This window comes from Dactylosporangium sp. NPDC048998 (genome assembly GCF_043197855.1).
Classification (GTDB): Bacteria; Actinomycetota; Actinomycetes; order Mycobacteriales; family Micromonosporaceae; genus Dactylosporangium.
Window position 1 is genome coordinate 87,030 of record NZ_JBICTV010000005.1, and the last position, 18,333, is coordinate 105,362.

The 18,333-nt window shown below is 72.2% G+C and carries 16 protein-coding genes; 4 read left to right on the forward strand and 12 right to left on the reverse strand.

The features are described from left to right. Window positions 1-11: 11 nt before the first annotated feature. Window positions 12-407: a response regulator gene (locus tag ACGFI8_RS14140; RefSeq protein WP_392804259.1), complete on the reverse strand. Its 396-nt coding sequence runs from the start codon at window positions 405-407 to the stop codon at window positions 12-14. A gap of 43 nt (window positions 408-450) precedes the next feature. On the opposite strand from ACGFI8_RS14140, the gene ACGFI8_RS14145 reads away from it, so the two are divergent. From ACGFI8_RS14145 to ACGFI8_RS14155, 3 genes are all read left to right on the forward strand, one after another. Further along, a complete protein-coding gene (locus ACGFI8_RS14145) occupies window positions 451-2,310 on the forward strand; it encodes an aldo/keto reductase (RefSeq protein WP_392804261.1) in 1,860 nt (619 codons plus the stop codon). A gap of 218 nt (window positions 2,311-2,528) precedes the next feature. After that, window positions 2,529-4,391 carry an anthranilate synthase family protein gene (locus ACGFI8_RS14150; protein ID WP_392804263.1) on the forward strand — a complete coding sequence of 621 codons (1,863 nt, stop codon included), beginning with the start codon at window positions 2,529-2,531 and terminating at the stop codon, window positions 4,389-4,391. Between the two features lie 122 nt (window positions 4,392-4,513). After that, window positions 4,514-5,725 (forward strand): MFS transporter, encoded by a 1,212-nt coding sequence (locus ACGFI8_RS14155; RefSeq protein WP_392804265.1) that lies wholly within the window; start codon window positions 4,514-4,516, stop codon window positions 5,723-5,725. Window positions 5,726-5,819: 94 nt separating this feature from the next. Here the strand turns inward: ACGFI8_RS14155 and ACGFI8_RS14160 are convergent, their stop codons facing one another. Further along, on the reverse strand, window positions 5,820-7,364 hold the full coding sequence (locus tag ACGFI8_RS14160) for an MFS transporter (RefSeq protein ID WP_392804266.1): 1,545 nt from the start codon (window positions 7,362-7,364) through the stop codon (window positions 5,820-5,822). A gap of 102 nt (window positions 7,365-7,466) precedes the next feature. Continuing rightward, window positions 7,467-8,036, reverse strand: a complete 570-nt coding sequence (locus tag ACGFI8_RS14165; RefSeq protein WP_392804268.1) for a TetR/AcrR family transcriptional regulator — start codon at window positions 8,034-8,036, stop codon at window positions 7,467-7,469. A gap of 229 nt (window positions 8,037-8,265) precedes the next feature. Here ACGFI8_RS14165 and ACGFI8_RS14170 point away from each other — a divergent pair, with 229 nt between their 5' ends. Continuing rightward, a complete protein-coding gene (locus tag ACGFI8_RS14170; protein WP_392805359.1) occupies window positions 8,266-9,105 on the forward strand; it encodes a hypothetical protein in 840 nt (279 codons plus the stop codon). On the opposite strand, the gene ACGFI8_RS14175 is transcribed toward ACGFI8_RS14170, so the two are convergent. The 9 genes from ACGFI8_RS14175 to ACGFI8_RS14215 all read right to left on the reverse strand — a co-directional run bounded on the left by ACGFI8_RS14175 (window position 9,080) and on the right by ACGFI8_RS14215 (window position 18,223). Continuing rightward, entirely contained in the window at window positions 9,080-9,364 is a 285-nt protein-coding gene (locus ACGFI8_RS14175) for a GNAT family N-acetyltransferase (RefSeq protein WP_392804270.1), read from the reverse strand. The two genes, ACGFI8_RS14170 and ACGFI8_RS14175, sit on opposite strands and share 26 nt — an antisense overlap. After that, complete coding sequence (locus tag ACGFI8_RS14180; protein ID WP_392804272.1) at window positions 9,365-10,345, reverse strand: pirin family protein; 981 nt, start codon at window positions 10,343-10,345, stop codon at window positions 9,365-9,367. A gap of 628 nt (window positions 10,346-10,973) precedes the next feature. Then, window positions 10,974-12,020, reverse strand: coding sequence for a LacI family DNA-binding transcriptional regulator (locus ACGFI8_RS14185; protein WP_392804273.1), 1,047 nt, complete (start codon window positions 12,018-12,020; stop codon window positions 10,974-10,976). 48 nt (window positions 12,021-12,068) lie between these two features. Then, window positions 12,069-12,314: a hypothetical protein gene (locus ACGFI8_RS14190; protein WP_392804275.1), complete on the reverse strand. Its 246-nt coding sequence runs from the start codon at window positions 12,312-12,314 to the stop codon at window positions 12,069-12,071. Window positions 12,315-12,407: 93 nt separating this feature from the next. After that, the gene (locus ACGFI8_RS14195; protein WP_392804277.1) at window positions 12,408-12,986 is read right to left on the reverse strand and encodes a hypothetical protein; all 579 of its coding nucleotides are present in this window, start codon (window positions 12,984-12,986) and stop codon (window positions 12,408-12,410) included. Next, a complete protein-coding gene (locus ACGFI8_RS14200) occupies window positions 12,983-14,977 on the reverse strand; it encodes an RICIN domain-containing protein (protein WP_392804279.1) in 1,995 nt (664 codons plus the stop codon). The genes ACGFI8_RS14195 and ACGFI8_RS14200 overlap by 4 nt, the downstream gene beginning before the upstream one ends. Window positions 14,978-15,253: 276 nt before the next feature. Next, the gene (locus ACGFI8_RS14205; RefSeq protein WP_392804281.1) at window positions 15,254-16,648 is read right to left on the reverse strand and encodes a sensor histidine kinase; all 1,395 of its coding nucleotides are present in this window, start codon (window positions 16,646-16,648) and stop codon (window positions 15,254-15,256) included. Between the two features lie 38 nt (window positions 16,649-16,686). Further along, window positions 16,687-17,373 (reverse strand): response regulator transcription factor, encoded by a 687-nt coding sequence (locus ACGFI8_RS14210; protein ID WP_344620299.1) that lies wholly within the window; start codon window positions 17,371-17,373, stop codon window positions 16,687-16,689. Between the two features lie 346 nt (window positions 17,374-17,719). Then, window positions 17,720-18,223, reverse strand: coding sequence for a helix-turn-helix domain-containing protein (locus ACGFI8_RS14215; protein WP_392804283.1), 504 nt, complete (start codon window positions 18,221-18,223; stop codon window positions 17,720-17,722). Window positions 18,224-18,333: the final 110 nt, after the last annotated feature.

Consider the following 18,333-nt stretch of genomic DNA (forward strand, 5'->3'; position numbering starts at 1 on the left):
ACCGCTGCCGGTTAACGTTCCGGCGCGACCCTTCCGGCCCGGATCAGCGCCGTCTGCACGGTGTCGACCAGTTCGGTGGCCCGGAACGGCTTGGCGATGACGGAGGCATCCGGCCCGAGCTCGATAACGGCGGCGTCGAAGTACGGCAGCCCGGACATGTACATGATCATCGCGTCGGGGCTGCTGGCGCGCACCGCCTCGGCGACCTGCACGCCGGAGCCGTCGTTGAGCTTCAGGTCGGTGATCGCCAGGTCGATGCCGCCGGGGTACTCGGCGCAGCACCGCTGCGCCCCCGCGAGCCCGGACGCGGTCAGCACCTCGGCGCCGGCGCGGCTGAGCACCCTGCGAACGATCTCGCACAGATCCGGCTCGTCGTCGACGACCAGGATGCGCAGGTGCTCGAGCATGCCCCCACGATATGCCGCATATGGGGTGCTAGCGTGCCGTTCCATGAACGGCGGAGGGCGCTCGCTCGCGGACCTCGTGCGGCTGGAGCGCCCGCCGGCGCCGACCCCGGCCAGCCGCCGCCTGCGCCGGCTGGTGCTGGTGACCGCCCTGGCCACGGTGGCGGTCGACGTGATCAACCTGCGCTACTCGGCCGAGGCCGGCTTCGCCCTCGGGGTGCGCACGTTCTGGGCCGTCCTGCGCGCGATCGGCTTCCTGTTCCTCGTGCGCGAGGTCCGCTTCGGGCGGCTGACGGCGCGGCCGCTGGGCCTCATCCTCGCCGTGACGACGGTATTCGCCTCGGCCCGGCTGGTCCAGCCGAAGGCGGGCGCGCTGCTGCCCCCCGCGCCGGTCATCCTGGGGCTGCTCGTCGTCACCGCGCTGTGCGCGGCGGTGGCGTGGCAGCTGTTCCGCTCGCCCGGCGTCGACGAGCACCTGACCCGGCGCCGGCCGAAGCGGGTCGTGCCGCCGTGGGTGCTGACGGCCCGGGTGGCCGCGCTGTCGTACTCCGCGCTGATGTTCGTCCCGTGCCTGGTCGCGCTCGGCTCGCTGTTCGACGCGCCGCGCCTGCGGCCGGAGCTCTCCGTGCCGCTGGTGGTGTCGTGGTTCGTCCTCGCCGTCGCGATCGGGCTGGTGGCGGGCATCATCAGCTTCGTCGCGCTGTTCGGCCACGGCTGGGCCCGCCTGCTGCTGGGGATGATCTCCGCGTTCGTACTGCTGGTGCAGCCCACCCTGTGCTGGCTGCTGCTCGGCGCCGACGGCCTGATCCGCGACGGCGCGCCCATGGTGCTCACCGCGCTCGTCTGCCTCTACGGCCTTCGCCAGGTCGCGGGTTTCGCCCTCGGCGTAGGCCGGCGGTGGCCGTCGGTGCCGAGTTTCAAGGGGCACAGTGGAGGCATGCGAACGAGAAACCTCGGTGCACTGACCACATCCGCGCTCGGCCTCGGCTGCATGGGGATGAGCGAGTTCTACGGCCCCGGCGACGACGCCGAGTCCATCGCCACCATCCACCGCGCCCTCGACCTGGGGGTGACGCTGCTGGACACCGCCGACATGTACGGCCCCTTCACCAACGAGCGGCTCGTCGGCCGCGCGATCGCCGGTCGGCGCGACGAGGTGGTGCTCGCCACGAAGTTCGGCATCCAGCGCGAGGGCGGCACGCGGCGGATCAACGGCAGTCCGCAGTACGTCCGGCAGGCCCTCGACGCGTCGCTGGAACGGCTCGGCGTCGACCACATCGACCTGTACTACCAGCACCGCGTCGACCCGTCGGTGCCGATCGAGGAGACCTGGGGCGCGCTGTCCGAGGCCGTCGCCGCCGGCAAGGTGCGCCACCTCGGCATCTCCGAGGCGGCCCCGGCGACCGTGCGCCGCGCGCACGCCGTGCACCCGGTGACCGCCGGGCAGTACGAGTACTCGCTGTGGAGCCGCGACCCCGACGACGAGATCCTCCCGCTGTTCCGCGAGCTCGGCGTCGGCCTGGTCGCCTACAGCCCGCTCGGCCGCGGCTTCCTCAGCGGCGAGATCACCAGCCCCGACCAGTTCGCGCCCGACGACTTCCGGGCCAGCAACCCGCGCTTCCAGGGCGAGAACTTCCGCAAGAACCTTGACCTCGTCGCCGAGGTCGGGAAGCTGGCCGAGGCCAAGGGGGTCACCCCGGCGCAGCTCGCGCTCGCCTGGGTGCTCGCCCAGGGCGACGACGTGGTACCGATCCCGGGCACCAAGCGGCGCAGATACCTGGAGCAGAACGTCGCGGCGCTGGACGTCCAGCTCACCGCCGACGACCTCGCCACGATCGAGAAGCTCTCCATCGGCCGCGACGTCGCCGGCGCCCGCTACGCCGAGATGGGCTCATTGAACAAGTAATCGGAAATCCCCGTCGGCGTCTTGGCGCCGGCGGGGGATCCCACGTACGCTCTGCTGCGTGTCCACGCGAATGAACAGCATGTGGTGGCCCGCCTGACCAGGCGGCCCACTTCCGCGTGACACCAAAACCGCGGCCGCCCACGAGGCGGCCGTTCTGCTTTCCCGGGCACGACCGGGGCCGCCTCGCGAGCGCGGCACCCGAACCCGAAGGGGAAGCCATGCTGATCGACCCGAAGGCCCCGTTCGCCCTCCTGCGCCGCGAGGGTCGCGACGCCGTCGAGATGCTCACCGGCCCGGTGTCCACGGTGGACACCCTGGCCGCCGTCCCGGACAACTGCCTCGCGCTCGTGCCGTTCCGCCAGGTCCGCGAGCGCGGCTTCGACTGCGTCGACGACGGCACGCCGCTGTCCGTGCTGCGCATCGAGCGGCGCCGCGAGCTGGCCGTCGCCGACGTCCTCGCCGCGCTGCCCGAGACGCCGATCGCGCTGTCCGGCGCCGGCTTCGACGTGGACGACGAGGAGTACGCGTCCATCGTGGACACCGTGCTGCGCGAGGAGATCGGGCGCGGCGAGGGCTCGAACTTCGTCATCCACCGCACGTTCGAGGCCGACCTCGGCGGCGACCCGGTCGCGGCCGCGCTCACCGTATTCCGCCGGCTGCTCACCCGGGAGCGTGGCGCGTACTGGACGTTCGTCGTGCACACCGGCGAGCGCACCCTTGTCGGGGCCACGCCCGAGCGGCACGTCAGCGTCGACGACGGGCTCGTGATGATGAACCCGATCAGCGGCACGCTGCGCGGCACGCCGACGAAGGCGGGCGTGCTCGAGTTCCTCGCCGACCGCAAGGAGATCGACGAGTTGTCGATGGTGCTCGACGAGGAGCTCAAGATGATGGCCACCGTCGCCGACCTCGGCGGCCAGGTCATCGGCCCGTACCTCAAGGAGATGGCGCACCTCGTGCACACCGAGTACCTGTTGGCCGGCCGCGGCTCGCTGGACGTGCGCGACGTGCTGCGCGAGACCATGTTCGCGCCCACGGTTGTCGGCAGCCCGATTGAGAACGCCTGCCGGGTCGTCGCCCGGCACGAGCGGCGCGGCCGCGGCTACTACGGCGCGGTCCTCGCCCTCGTCGGCCGCGACGCGCAGGGGCGGCAGACGCTGGACGCGCCGATCCTCATCCGCACCGCCGACATCGACCACAATGGACGGTTGCGGGTGCCGGTGGGCGCCACGCTGGTGCGCCACTCCACGCCCGCCGGCGAGGTGCTCGAGACCCACACCAAAGCGGCCGCGGTACTGCGGGCGCTCGGCCTCGGCCCGCAGTCGCCCACGGCGGAGGCCGCCGCGGCGGGCACGCCCGACGTGCGGCTCGCCGCCGACCCCGAGGTGCAGGCCGCGCTCGTCGCGCGCAACGCGACGCTGGCGCCGTTCTGGCTGCAGCCGCGCGACGGGCTCACCGCCGACCCGGCACTCGCGGGCCGGCGCGCGCTCGTGGTGGACGCCGAGGACACCTTCACCGGCATGCTCGTCCATCAGCTGCGGGTGCTGGGGCTGTCGACAACGCTCGTGCGGTACGACGGCGACATCGAGACCGGCGGGTTCGATCTGGTCGTGCCGGGGCCCGGCCCGGGCGACCCGCGGCGGCTGGACGACCCGAAGATCGCGCGCATGCACGGCATCGTCGCGGGCCTGCTGGACTCGGGCACGCCGATGCTCGCCATCTGCCTGAGCCACCAGCTGCTCGCCGGGCTGCTGGGCCTGCCGCTGCGGCGCAGGGCGTCGCCGTACCAGGGCATGCAGCGCGACGTCGACCTCTTCGGCCGCCCGGCGAAGGTCGGTTTCTACTCGACGTTCACCGCGTCATATCACCGTGGGCACGGCGGCCCGGCGCTCGACACGCCGTATGGCCCGGTCGAGGTCGCCCGGGATCCGGCCAACGGCGACGTCCATGCGCTGCGCGGGCGGACCTTCGCCGGCCTGCAGTTCCACCCCGAGTCCGTGCTCAGCCAGGACGGCATCGGCGTGCTGCGCGAGCTGCTGACCGTACTGCTCGACGCCCCGGTGGGTACCGCATCGGAATGAACATCGCGCGCTCGCCGGGCCTGACGGGGCCCGGCGAGCGTCGTATGGTCCTCTTGCGTTCCGCCGCGCGCTCGACAATGCTTCCGAAACAAATTCACTTCTCTTCATCGAGGAGCCGGCCAGTGGATCAGCGTGACCGCCGGGCACGTGTCGCCGTCGCCGGCGCCTACTTCGTCCAGGGCTTCTGCTTCGCGGGCCTCCTCACGCAGGTCGCCACGCTGCAGAAGAAGTTCGGCTTCGACGACACCCAGCTCTCCCTGGTACTGCTGGCCGTGCCCGTCGTCGCCGGCATCGGCAGCGTGGTGGCGGGCCTGCTCAGCGCCCGGCTCGGCAGCTCACGGGTGCTCCGCGCGGGCGGCCCGGGCGTGTGCCTGGCGATCACCCTCACCGGCTTCGCCGCGCAGCGGTGGCAGCTCTACGTCGCGCTGGCCCTCGTCGGCTTCATGCTCGGCCTCGTCGACGCGACCATGAACATGCAGGGCGTCGGCGTCGAGCGCCGCTACCGCCGCCCGGTGCTCAACTCCTTCCACGCCGTGTGGAGCGCCGGCGCGATCCTCGGCGCCCTGGCGACCTCCGGCACCGCGCACCTCGGCTGGTCGGTCGGCGCGTCGCTGGGCACGGTCGCCGCCGCGGGCGTCGTGCTGGCCCTGCTCGCGGGCCCCGGCCAGCTGCGCCGCGCCGAGGAGGCCCTGGAGATGCCGGCCGCCACCCAGGCCGCCGCCGAGGCCCAGATCCCGTGGCGCCCGATCATCCTGGTCGGCGTCGCGATGATGCTCATGTTCATCGCCGACTCGGCCGTGTCGAACTGGAGCTCCGTCTTCATCGAGAAGGCCCTGCACGCGAGCACGAGCGTGGCCGCGCTGGGCCTGGCCGCGTATCAGACCACCATGCTCCTGGGCCGCACCGCCGGCGACCGCCTGGTGAGCCGCTTCAGCCCAACCGCCGCCGTCTCGGTCGGCGGCGTGGTCGGCGGCCTGGGCCTGGTCCTGGTGGCCGCCTCCGGGACCCCGGCGCTGAGCATCGCGGGCTTCGCGGTCGTGGGCCTGGGCCTGTCGCTGGTCGTACCGCAGTCGTTCTCGGCCGCCGGCCGCCTGGACCCGGCCGGCACGGGCATCGCGATCGCCCGCGTCAACCTCTTCAACTACGTGGGCTTCGTGGTGGGCGCCGGCCTGATCGGCGCGACGGCGGAGAGCCTGTCGCTGCGCTGGGCGTTCGTGGTCCCGGCCGTGCTGGTCGCGGGCATCGTGGTGCTGGCGCCGGCCTTCCGCACCCACGCCCCCGAGCCATCCGCCCCGTCCCCGGCGTCGTCGGCAGAGACCGCCCCGGCCGGCTGACAACCGCTGGGCCGTTTTGCGATGGTGGCAGAGGACCGCCCGGGCGGGTGCCCGGGCGGCCCTCTGTGGTGGGTTCGCCTTGTGGAGGGTGGCCTCAGCCGAAGTGGACCGGGGCGGCCTCGGACGGTGACGTGGCCGACGACGTGGTGCGGTCGGTCGTGGTGTTGCGGATCAGCGTGATGACCACGATCGTCGCCACGGCCAGCAGGACGGCGCTCGCCGTGAAGGCCACGTTGTATCCGTGGATCGCGGCGTGGGCCTGCAGGAGCTGGGCGCCGGCCGGGCCGCCCGAGGCGGCCTCGACCGCGTGGCCGGTCACGTAGCCGGTGACGGCCGTGGTGAAGATGGTGTTGAGCAGCGCCGTGCCCAGCGAGCCGCCGACCTGCTGGGTCGTGTTGACCATGGCGCTGGCCACGCCGGCGTCGTGATTGGCCACGCCGGACAGCGCCAGGCTGCTCAGCGGGACGAAGACCAGGCCCATGCCGAGGCTCATCGCGATGAACGACGGCAGGATGTCCGTCGCGTACGACGAGTCGAGGTCGAGCCGGGTCAGGTAGATCATCGACGCGGTGGCCAGGACGCCGCCGACGGCCATCAGCAGCTTCGGGCCGGTGCGCGGCAGCAGCCGGGAGGCGATGACCGCGGCCGCGACGATGCCGCCCGAGAAGGGCATGTAGGCCACGCCGCTCTTCATCGCCGACCAGCCCAGCGTCTGCTGCAGGTAGAACGTCATGAACAGGAACATGCCGAGCATGCCCGCGCCGAGCAGGATCGAGACCAGGTAGGACGCGCCGCGGTTACGGTCGAACAGCACGCGCAGCGGCAGTAGCGGGTGGGCGGTGCGCGACTCCCAGACTCCGAATGCGCCCAGCAGCACGACCGCCGAGGCCAGCCAGGTGATGGTGACGGCCGAGCTCCAGCCGTCGGTGGCCGCCTTGGTGAAGCCGTAGACCAGGGCCACCTGGCCCGCGGTCGCCAGAACCGCACCCGGGATGTCGTAGCGGGTGTCGCCCTGCGCCTTGCTCTCGCGCACCAGCGGGACGGCCGCGGCGAACGCGAGGATCGCGATCGGGATGTTGACCAGCAGGCACCACCGCCAGTCCGCGTATTCGGTCAGCACGCCGCCGGCCAGCAGACCGATGGCCGCACCGCCGCCGGAGATGCCGCCGAACACGCCGAACGCCTTCGCGCGCTCCCTTGCCTCGGTGAACGTCACCGTGATCAGGGAGAGTGCGGCCGGGGCGAGCAGGGCGCCGAAGAGGCCCTGCAGGCCGCGGGCGGCGAACAGGGTGCCTGCGTTGACCGCGGCGCCGCCCAGCGCCGAGGCGCCGGCGAAGCCCAGCAGGCCGATGAGGAAGGTGCGCTTGCGGCCGAAGTAGTCGGCGATGCGCCCGCCGAGCAGCAGCAGGCCGCCGAAGGTGAGCGTGTAGGCGGTGACGATCCACTGCCGGTCGGCGGTGGAGATGTCGAGCGCCTGCTGGGCCGAGGGCAGCGCGATGTTCACGATCGTGGCGTCGAGCACCACCATGAGCTGCGCGACCGCGATGACGGCGAGGGCGAGCCAGCGCCGGGGATCAGGGGGTGCGAAAGAAGATGATTTCAGCGATATGTCGGGTGCGACGACAGCGTCGTTCGCCATGTGCCAGCCTCCAGGGCAAGGGGAACCTCCCGTCCGCACACTACGGACGGGGTACGACACTTTTCTGACTCGCTCGGATGCCGCCGGGTGACAGGCGCGGCGTCAGCAGCCCTGTCGCAGGATCGGCAGTAGGACGCCGTCGACCAGCCGCGCGACGAAGGCGTCGTCGAACGGGCCGGTCTGCCACAGCCGCCGGCTCATCACCATGGCGTGCAGCACCTCGTGCAGCAGCTCGGCGCTGGCCCCCTCGGGCAGCTCGCCGCGCTCGACCGCACGTTTGATCATGGACTCGTACATGTCGTGCTTGGTCTCGTAGACGCAGCGGTACATGACCTCGGACAGCTCCGCGTTGTGCGTGGCCGCCGTCAGAAGCCCCGTGATGATCGCCCCGTCCGCCCCGTCGGCCACCTTGCACACGGTGGTCAGCTGGGCATACAGGTCGCCGCGCAGCGAGCCGGTGTCGGGCGGCTCGGCGCGCCCGCCGTAGCGGTGCTCGATCGCCTCCATCACCAGCTCGGGTTTGCTGGGCCAACCCCGGTAGATGGTCGCCTTGCTGGCGCGGGCCCGCGCCGCCACGGCGTCCATCGACATCCGGTCGTAGCCCACCTCGCTGAGCAGCTCGAAGACCGCTTCGCAGATCGCCTCGCGACGGTCCGGCTTGGTCGTCGCCATGGTGACCTCCTCCGCGGCAGGTGTACGGAACCGTTCCGTCTCGAAACTAGCGCGGCCTGCGACGCGAAACGAAACGGTTCCGTACACCTTCTCTGTGAGGGGCGCCACACCGTGAGGCGTACCCGGTGCTGTAAGAAGTTGCACTCCACGGAGCAGGATTCGGCGGTACTGCCCGGGCCCGCTCCGTCCTATGGTCAGGTTCATGAATGAGCTGTCGACCGAGCGGTACATGTGGTCGCTCTACGAGCCCGTGCACGCCATCACCTACTTCGCCCCGCAGGCACGGCAGGCGTTCGAGGCGGCGGGCCTGCGCGGGTTCTGGCGCGCGTACTTCGCCGGCCGCAGCGCACCGCTCGGCGCCGTCGGCGCCGCGCCGGTCATCGCCGCGTTCTACGGCTTCGCCCCCAGCATGGTCACCCGGGCCCTGCCCGACGTCTGGACCCTCGTCACCCCGCAGGCGGCGCTGGAGGCCCGCCGATCGGGCGCGCGCCAGGTGCTTGCCGGCGCCGCCGAGGGCCTGGAGGGCGTCGAGGAGGCCGCCGCCCTGCTCAAGCGGGCCGCTCAGGAGACCGAGTTGTACGGCCGGGTGCTCGGCGCCGCCAACGCCGCGCTCCCGTGGCCGGAGGACCCGCTCGACGTGCTGTGGCAGGCCGCCACCGTGCTGCGCGAGCACCGCGGCGACGGGCACGTCGCCGCGCTGCTGGTCGAGGGCATCGAGGGCTGCGAGTCGATGGTCTGGCGGATCGCGGTGAACGAGGGGCGCGGGCGCGAGATGGGGCAGACGGGCCGCGGCTGGAGCGACGAGGAGTGGGACGCCGCCCGCCGGCGGCTTCGCCAGCGGGGCTTCCTCGACGGCGAGGGCGGGGCGACGGAGAAGGCGATTTCGGCGTACCGCACGATCGAGGAAATCACCGATCAGCTGGCCGCCCGCCCGTGGCAGGCGCTCGGACCCGGCGCGACCGAGCGGTGCGCCCAGCTGCTCCGCCCGATCGCGGCCCGGGTCTTCGAGGTCCTGCCGTACTACCCGAACTGGATCGGGCTGCCTACGCCAGCTCGGGATGCTTCTTGAGATAGGCGGCGATGAACGGGCACTGCGCGACGATCCCCAGCTCCCGCTCCTTGGCCAGGGTCAGCGCCCCGCCGGCCAGCCGGCTGCCCACGCCCTTGCCCTCGAACTGCGGCTCGACCTCGGTGTGCGTGAAGACGATCCGCTCCGGCTCGCCGGCGTCGGCGGGGTGCAGGCGGTAATACGCCGCCCCCGCCGCCTCGCCGTCGACCCGGATCTCGAACCGGTGCCGATCGGCGTTGTCAACGACCTCGAAGTCCACTTAGGACGCCTCTCCCCGAACGTCCGCGTGCGCCGCGGGGATGCTGCCGAGCCGGCCGGCCTGGTAGTCCTCGAACGCCTGCATGACCTCGGCCTTGGTGTTCATGACGAACGGACCATACGCCACGACGGGCTCCCGGATCGGCTGTCCGCCCAGGAACAGGACGTCCATCGTCGGGTGGCGCGGGTCCTGCTTCGCGTCGGCGGTCACCGTGATGGTGTCGCCCTCGCCGAAGACGGCCAGCTGACCGAGCTCGACCGGGCGGCCCTTCACGCCGACGGTACCCCGGCCGGCCAGCGTGTACGCGAGCGCGTTGAAGTCCTTGCGCCACGGCAGCGTCAGCGAGGCGCCGGGGGAGACGGTGGCGTGGATCAGGGTGATCGGCGTGTAGGTGACGCCGGGCCCCGCGTGCCCGTCCAGCTCGCCGGCGATGACCCGCAGCAGCGACCCGCCGTCGGGAGACGTCAGCAGGGAGACCTGGCCGCCGCGGATGTCCTGGTATCGCGGTGCGGCGAACTTGTCCGCCCGGGGCAGGTTCACCCACAGCTGGAACCCGTGGAACAGGCCGCCGCTCACCACCAGGTGCTCGGGCGGGGTCTCGATGTGCAGGATCCCGCTGCCGGCCGTCATCCACTGGGTGTCACCGTTGGTGATGACGCCCCCGCCGCCGTTGGAGTCGTGGTGGACGAACTCGCCGTCGATGATGTACGTGACGGTTTCGAAGCCGCGGTGCGGGTGCCACGGAGTGCCCTTGGGCTCGCCCGGCGCGTACTCCACCTCGCCCATCTGGTCCATGTGGATGAACGGGTCGAGGGCGCGCAGGTCCACCCCGGCGAAGGCGCGCCGGACCGGGAAGCCCTCGCCCTCGTACCCCTTCGGCGCCGTGGTCACGGAGACCACGGGTCGGGGCCGCGCCACGACGGGGTCGGGCGTGGACACGCGCGGCAGCGCGAGAACGTTTTCGACGGTGATCGCGGGCATTGGACCCTCCAGCGGTGCGATGTCGGCTGAACTTGTCGCCTGCTGCAACGGTACTTGCCTCGCAAGTATTCCGCAAGTCAACAATCTCCCCGGTCGGCGAGGCGGCGGCGAAGCGCGCGAAAAATCCAGACGCTTCGCGTCCGGATTTTTCGGACTTATACCGCGCCAGGCGAAAAATCCGTTAAGTCGTGACGCCGCCAGGCGTCGTGACTTAACGGCACCGCGTCCACCAGTGCCGCACCGCGCTTACCGGCACCGTCGGGGCGGCGCGGCAGCGGAATGTCCCCGTGATCATGCGCAACGGCGATCGTGACGCGCAGGATTTCCGTGATCCACTGTTGCCTGCTGGGGACTGTGTAAATAGTGGCTGTGATAGCAGCCATCTTTTACACGTGATCAACGGAGCGAGCGTGCCGCCCTGCGTGCCGTTTCGCTCCGTGATCATTCCGCGCGGGGCGTGGCAGTCAGTCTCGCCGCAATCGCCCGGCAGGCGACAAATGCTGAAATGTCGGATAAATCTGGCGCGCCAGCGCCGGATTTATCCGGAACTCAGGCTGGAACTCGGGCCGGAAACTCCGGCCGGGATTCGGCGGGGAGTCAGCCGAGATCCGAGGTGGCGCGGAGCGGGTCAGGCGCGCGGAGGTGCGGTGCTCGCGCGGACGATCAGCTCTGCCGGCAGGCACAGGTGCTCCGCCGGGCCCGGCGTCCCCGCCTTCGCCGCCTCGATGGCCTGGGTCAGCGCCGCCGCGGCGGCGTGGCCCTTCGCGTGGATGTCCTGGCGCACGGTCGTGAGCGGCGGGCGCATCCGGGCCGCCGCCGGGCTGTCGTCGAAGCCGACCACCGACAGGTCCTCCGGCACGCTCAGGCCCGCGTCCACCGCCGCCGACACGACGCCCTGGGCCAGGGCGTCCGAGAAGCACAGGATCGCCGTCGGGGGCTCGGGGGCGGACAGCAGCAGGCGGGCCGCCTGGTAGCCGGCCTCGGGGTCGCCGTGCGGCTCGCGGGCGATCGCGGGAGAGACGCCGGCCGGGGTCAGCGCGTCCAGCCAGCCGGACAGGCGCTGCGAGCCGACGTAGCCGTCGATCATGTCGCCGGGGCTGACCATGCCGTGGCGGCCGCGGACGCCGGAGGTGACGATGCCGACGCGGCGGTGGCCGAGGTCGACGAGGTGCTGGGCGGCGGCGCGCGCGCCCGCGCGGTCGGCGACGTTGACGGCCGGCACGCCGTCGGCCGGGACCTGGTCGATGAAGACGAGCGGCATCTTGCGGCGCAGCAGCCAGTCCATGGCCGTGGATTCGGGGTCGCAGGAGTACACCAGCGCGCCGTCCATCGCCACGTCGCGCGCCGGGACGACGCCGCCCGCGGTGTTCGTGCTCAGCAGCGTCAGGCCCAGGCCGGTCGGGGCGAGCTCGTCGGCGATCGCGCCGAGGAAGGTGGTGGCGACCTCGTCGGCGAAGGCGCCGCTCAGCGACTCGGTGAGCAGGATGCCCACGGCGCCGGAGCTGCCCCGGGCCAGGGCCCTGGCGGCGGGGTCGGGCCCGACGTAGCCGAGCTCGTCCGCGACCGCCAGGATCCGGTCGCGCAGCGTGGGCGAGAGCTGGTCCGGGCGGGAGAACGCATTGGAGACCGTCATCCGGCTCACCCCGACCCGGTCGGCGATCGTCTGCAGGGTCACCCTCCCCACCGCAATGCCTCCCATGTCGTCGGTTCTCCCCTCGAGACCTTAACGCGCCAGCTCTGAGTGCAGCGCCGGGGCGGGGGCGACCGCCTCCGCCGCGCGGCGCAGGGTCGCGGCCAGGGCCGTTCGCGTGCGGTACCCCCGCGGCGGGCGCACCGGCGCGTCGTGGTCGACGACCGGGGCGTTCGGCAGGGCGCTCGCGTACTCGAACCTCTCGCCGTTCCAGCTGCCGCCGAACTCCTCCGACAGCGCCGACTGCGACACGACCATGGCGAACGGGAACGTGCTCATCGGGATCTCCTCCGTCTGTACCGGTATAGGGCCTATACCGGTACAGTAGGCCTAACCGCTGTACCGGTCAAGTCTATATCGGTAAAGAGACAGTTAACGACGGACGCGGGCCGGGCGGAAGAAGATCGCGAGGAGTGCGGCGGTGGCCAGGGCGGCGCCCACGACGTACCACACCCAGGTGAACGACGGCGGAGGATTCGACGCGGCGGCCGGGGCGGGCGGGACGGCGGCCGGCGGCGGCGCGCAGGTCGTCTCGTCCGGCGCCGGGCTCGCGCCGTCCGCCGCGACGCGCACGATCCCCTCGCAGCGGCCGATCGCCGGGGTACCCATGTCGGCCACGACCGTCCACTCGCCCGGTGCGAGGGTGCCGGAGTACGTCAGCGCGTCCCCGTTGCGCTTCAGCGGCGCCGGGCCGACCCGCTGGCCGGTGCTCGACGTCGCCAGCATCGTCATGCCGATCGGCTCGGTGACCGGGTGGCCGTCCTGCCAGACCGCGGTCAGCCAGACCGAGCCGCGGCCGTCGCCGTGCAGCGTGAGCACGACGCCGCCGTGCGCGCGGGCGTCCTCGGCGAAGCCGAAGACCGCCACCGCGACCGCGATCACCGTCACCGCCAGGCACGCCGCGGCCCGGCGCCACAAGGACACCGGGCCGAGGTACGTGGGAATCGTCATGCCTTCTGCGGGACCCAGCTCTGGTACTTCGCCCCGCTGGCCTTCTGCAGCACCAGCAGGCGGCTGCCGAAGTACTCGTTGTTGCTCACGCCCACGACGAGCCCGCCGGGGGAGGCGAGCGCGACGCCGTCCGCGGTCTGCTGCACCGTCCAGTGCATCGCGGTGGCACAGTCGGCCTGGACCAGCGTCGCGCCGGCGGCGTCCCGGTTACCCGTCGTGCTCAGGCACTGGTTCGTCGCCTTCGAGCGAACCAGGAACGCGTTGCCGGCCGCCTCGAGCTTCCACTGCTGGTTCGCGCCGCCGTGCCGGCCGTACAGGATGATCGGCGTGCCGGCCGCGCTGCGGGCGCCGAAGACGTCGGCCACCCCGCCGGTCAGGCTGTTGCCGAAGACCATCCAGGCGCCGGCGGCCGGGCTCGCCGCGGCTGCGGTGTGCACCGTGAGCGTGCCGGTCCAGGGGGTCAGGGTGCCGTTCTGCGAGAGCGAAATCGCGATCCGGTAGTCGGTGTCGGGGCGCAGGCCGACGATCCGGACGCCGGTGGAGCCGACCCGGCCGATGGATCGGCCGTTGAGCACGACGGCGTAGCGGCTGCCGGCCGCGGCCGCGTCCCAGGACAGACGAACGGAGGTCGCGTCGAGCGCACTGGTCCGCAACTCCTTCAGGCCGCCCGTGGAGGTCTTCGTCGGCGTGGGCGTCGGCGTGGTTGTCGGCGTAGGCGTCGCGCTCGAGCGGGACGGGGACGGCTGCGGCGACGCGGTGGTCCGCGACGGCGTGGGCGAGGCGGTGGTTCTCGCCGGCGTGGGCGAGGCCGTCGGCGACGGCGGCGGGGGCGTCGAGCCGTCGCTGCCGGCGATCAGGAACTGGTTGTTGGCCACGTTCCAGTTGGTCGCGAGGTAGCTGCCCGGGCTCGGGTTGGTGTTGTAGTAGTCGTCGTGGTTGCAGTCCAGGCGCTCGTCGTGGGCCCGGTCGGCGCACTTCACGCTGGTCTTGAGCCCGCCCGAGTCGTTGTAGCACATGATGTCGTACTCATCGAGGCAGTGCCCGGCCTTGCTCGAGTTCGGTGCGTTGTTGTTCACGGCGCCGAGGTTGTGGCCCAGTTCGTGCGCGGCGACGCTCGCCGCCCAGCAGCCGGAGTCGCTGCGGCCGTAGCCGGGGCCGCCGTTGCTGCGGTTGCCCGCGCCCGGCTGGGTGTCCCCGGCGAAGGTGCCGATCCCGCAGTACACCTTCGACTCCCCGAAGATCATGTACTTGCGGTCGGTGCGGTTGTACCCGAGCGCCTTGAGGCCGCTGATCGTCGCGTCGAACGTGTCCAGCCCGCCGGCCGGCAGCTCGACCTCGCGCACGTCGACCTTGCAGTCCGCGGTGGTCACGAACCGCACATGCCGCTCGCCGCCGGTCTCCTGGGCACTGGCGTTGTAGATCGTGTCGACGCCGGCCGACCAGGTGCGGAAGGACTCGAGGTACTGGCTGAAGCGGCTGGCGGTGCCGGCGTCGCGCACGTAGAGCACCTGGACGCGCTTGCCGGTGACGCCGTCGCCGTCGCAGGCCACACCGCTTGAGCCGATGGTGACCGCGGCGGTACCGGCGGCGGCCGCGTCCGGCACCACGGCGTACCCGCCGTCGGCGCCCTCGGCCACGCCGTCGTCGGCGAGGACCGTCTGCTCCTGCGGCGCCGCGGCGGCGTCGGTGTCCGGCACCGACTGCTGCGTCGCGGCGGCGACCGGCCGCACGTCGGCGTGCACGCTCAGCCCGGGCGGCGGCACGTCCGGGCCGTGACTGCACTGGTCGCGCTCCGTCAGCACGTATCCGCCGACGCAGGGCTCGCCCTTCTTCGCCGGCGTCAGGCCCTGGTACACCAGGCCGAGCTCGGGATTGTCGGCCGGGACACGGCTGATCGCCGTGGGCCCGCGCTCCTTGAACAGGGACTGGACTGCGCCAGGGCCGGCGATCGCCGCGCCCGCGCCGAGCAGGACGACGGCGGCGGTCGTCATGACACGGCGCATCAGGCGGGACTTTTCGGGTCGCGCTTGCACGCTCGGTTCCTCCGGGAGGGGAAGGGCGCGCGGCGAGGGCCGGCACAGGGCAGAGGTACCGCCCTCGCCGCGCGCGGGACGCCGGCCTCTGAGGGTGGCAAGGCGGGTGATGCCGGGCGTCCACGTGGGAACGCGTTGACCATAGCCATCTGCCGGGTGTCCGTTCCAGCCGGAACGGCCCAGTTAAGCCACATCTAATCGAGACTTGTTGCGGCGCTATGCGCGCCCGTCCGCCTAGGCCTTCCCGCGCCGCGAACGGCGTTCGTTGGGCTCCCGCGACAGCCGCCCGACAAGCCACCGGCTCGGCGGCGGCGCCTCCTTCGGGGCGGGGTCGGCGTCGGCCATGACGATCACCACGCTGGCCCCGCCGAGGGCGCCGGTGCCGATGTTGACGGTGCCGTTGCCCGCGACCGCGACGCGGCGCACGATGTCCAGCCCGAGGCCGGTCGAGCCCTGGTCGCTCTCGCCGCGCTGCAGGGCCCGCTCCGGGTCGGGGATGCCGGGGCCGCCGTCCTCGACGCGCAGCACCACGTAGCCGTCCTCGCGCCGGGTCACCGCCACCTCGAACGGCACGCCCTGCGGTGTGTACCGGATGACGTTGCCGATCAGCGCGTCCAGCGCCGCGGCCAGCTCGCTCTTGGGCACCGTGACCGGGGCCGGCTGGTCGACGCCGACCGCCTTGCACTCGCGCTCCTGGTCGCCGGCGACCGCCGACCAGAACATCATCCGGTCCCGCACGACCTCGGCCACGTCGCAGCCCTCCTCGCCGGTCGAGGCGGCGGCGCCGTCGGCCCGCTCGCCGCGGTCCGGGGTGGGGGAGTGCGCGTCGATCGGCTCGCGCATCGCCCGGATCAGCTTGTCGATCTCGACCTCGAGCGCGGCGATCGCGTCGCGGATGCGCTCGGCGTCCTGGGAGTCGTCGAGCGTCTCCGCGTCCAGCCGCAGCGCGGTCAGCGGGGTGCGCAGCCGGTGCGACAGGTCGGCGACCAGCTCGCGCTCGTTGGACAGCAGTGCCATGATCCGGTCGGCCATGACGTTGAGCGCGAAGCTCGCCTCGGACAGCTCCCGGGGGCCCTGCGGATCGATGCGTACGTCGAGGTATCCCTCGCTGAGCGCGCCCGCCGCCCCGGCCAGCTGCCGCGCCGACAGGATGATTCTGGCCGCCAGCCGGTCGGCGACCCAGACGGAGGCGATGATCAGTCCGACCGCGACCGCGGCGAGCGCCCACCAGGCGCCGTCGACCCCGTTCTCCAGCTCGGAGTCCGGGATGAACACCTCGACCACGGCGGTGCGCCCGGAGCCGAGGTCGACCGGCTCCAGGTACGACTGGCCGCCGGGCACGTCGGCGATGACCGGCGCGGCCTGGTCGGCGGCGTGGCTGAGGTCGCCGGGCGCGGCGTGGCCGGTGCCGATCTCGGTGCCGTCGTCGCCGAGGTTGTGCACGGCCACGCGCGTGACCGCGGGGCCGCCGGTGCTGGCGATCGCCCGCTCGATGCTCAGGGGGTCGGTGGTCACGGTGAGTACCGCCACGACCACGGCGGTCTGGCGTTCGGCGTCGGCGAGCGCGCGCTCGCGGGCGAGCTGCTGGACGACGAGACCCAGCGGGATCAGGAAGGCGAGCGCCACCATCGTGGTGACCGCCGCGGAGACGTAGGCGAGGGTGCGCCTCAGTCCGGCGCTGCGAACCTGAAGCCCACGCCCCGCACGGTGTGCAGGTATCTGGGCGCTGACGCGCTCTCGCCAAGTTTCCGGCGTAGCCAGTACAGATGCACGTCGATCGTCTGGTCCTCGCCCACTGAGGGTTGCCGCCATACCTCCTCCAACAGCTCACGGCGTGAGACCACCCGGCCGGGACGGGCGGCGAGGTACGCCAGCAGGTCGAACTCCTTGCGGGTGAGGGTCAGCGGCTCGCCGTGCAGGTATGCCTGGCGCTGGCCGATGTCCACCCGCAAGCCTCCCACCTCGATGGCGGTGGGCTCCTCGCGGCTCGCCCGTCCGGTGCGGCGCAGCACGGAGGTCATCCGGGCGTCCAGGTGGGCCGAGGTGAACGGCTTGATCATGTAGTCGTCGGCGCCCGCCTTGAGCAGCCGGACGATCTCCGCCTCGTCGTCGCGGGCGGTGGCGATGATGATGGGCGTGTCCGCGATGCCGCGCAGCATGCGCAGCGCGTCGGCGCCGTCCAGGTCGGGCAGCCCGAGGTCGAGCACGACCAGGTCGGGGGTCTCGGCGGCGAAGCGGCGCAGCGCCTCCAGGGCCGTGCCGACCGCGTGCACCGTGTGACCCCGGTCGGTCAGGGAGCGCAGCAGGGCGCCCCGCACGACGTGGTCGTCCTCAACCAGCAGCACCGTGGCCATGCGAAGAAGGTACTGCCTGTGGCAAGCCGGAGCCCCGCCGGTCGATGGACGAATCCGACATATCCGTTCTTTCGCCAATCTTTCGCCAACGATCATCGCCCGTTCGCCGCAACTTCCAGGCGACCGGGTACTGATCGGTACCAGGTCGGCGTGGCCATGGTTGCTCATCGCCGGCGCCGCCGTCGCGGCCGACGCCCATGTCCGGGTTGCTGACGATCTTCCACTGCGCGGAGAAGCGGCGCGCGCCTCGAATGACACCGCCGACCCGGCGGGTGTCAGAGATACGTGCCGATCCAGGCGTGCAATCGCGACCGCAACGCCGGCGGGACGTCCAGCTGCCGGCGTTTCATGCCGCCCGCTCCGCTCTCCACCAGGCGCCGAAGGCCGCGAGCACGGCGTGCCGTTCCGTCTCCGGCAGGGCGCCGGCGAACGGCGAGTTCTGCCGGAGCTCCACCGCTTCCGGGGTTAGGGCGGTGAGCGTTTCCAGCACTGGCTCCAGTCCCCTACGGAAGAGCTCGCGCCAGCGGTCCAGCCACGTGGCGGTCATCCCGTCGGGGTGGACGGTCCGCAGCTTCTGTAGGTTGGCCAGCGCCTTCGCCATGACCTCCTCAGGATGCGCGACGAGGCGCCCGGCTACGGCGCGGTGCAACCACAGCGCCTTCAGCTGGTCCCGCGTCATGGACGGCTGCAATATCGCGTCGATGTCGGCGCGGCGGATCCGCCGATGCGTGCCGACCCTGAGGAACGGCAGCCGGCCCTGCTCGCAGAGGTCGACCACGTGCTGGCGCGACGACCGGAGCAACAACGCCGCCTCACCGGTCGTCAGCAGATCGTCACGCTGGCCCGCCACCGTTCAAGCGTGACGTACAACCACCAAAAACACAACACCCGCGCCACCTGGGCCCTCGCCGCGGGCCGAGGTCTCCCTCCCGAACTGTGCCGTCGCCGTGCGGACGACAC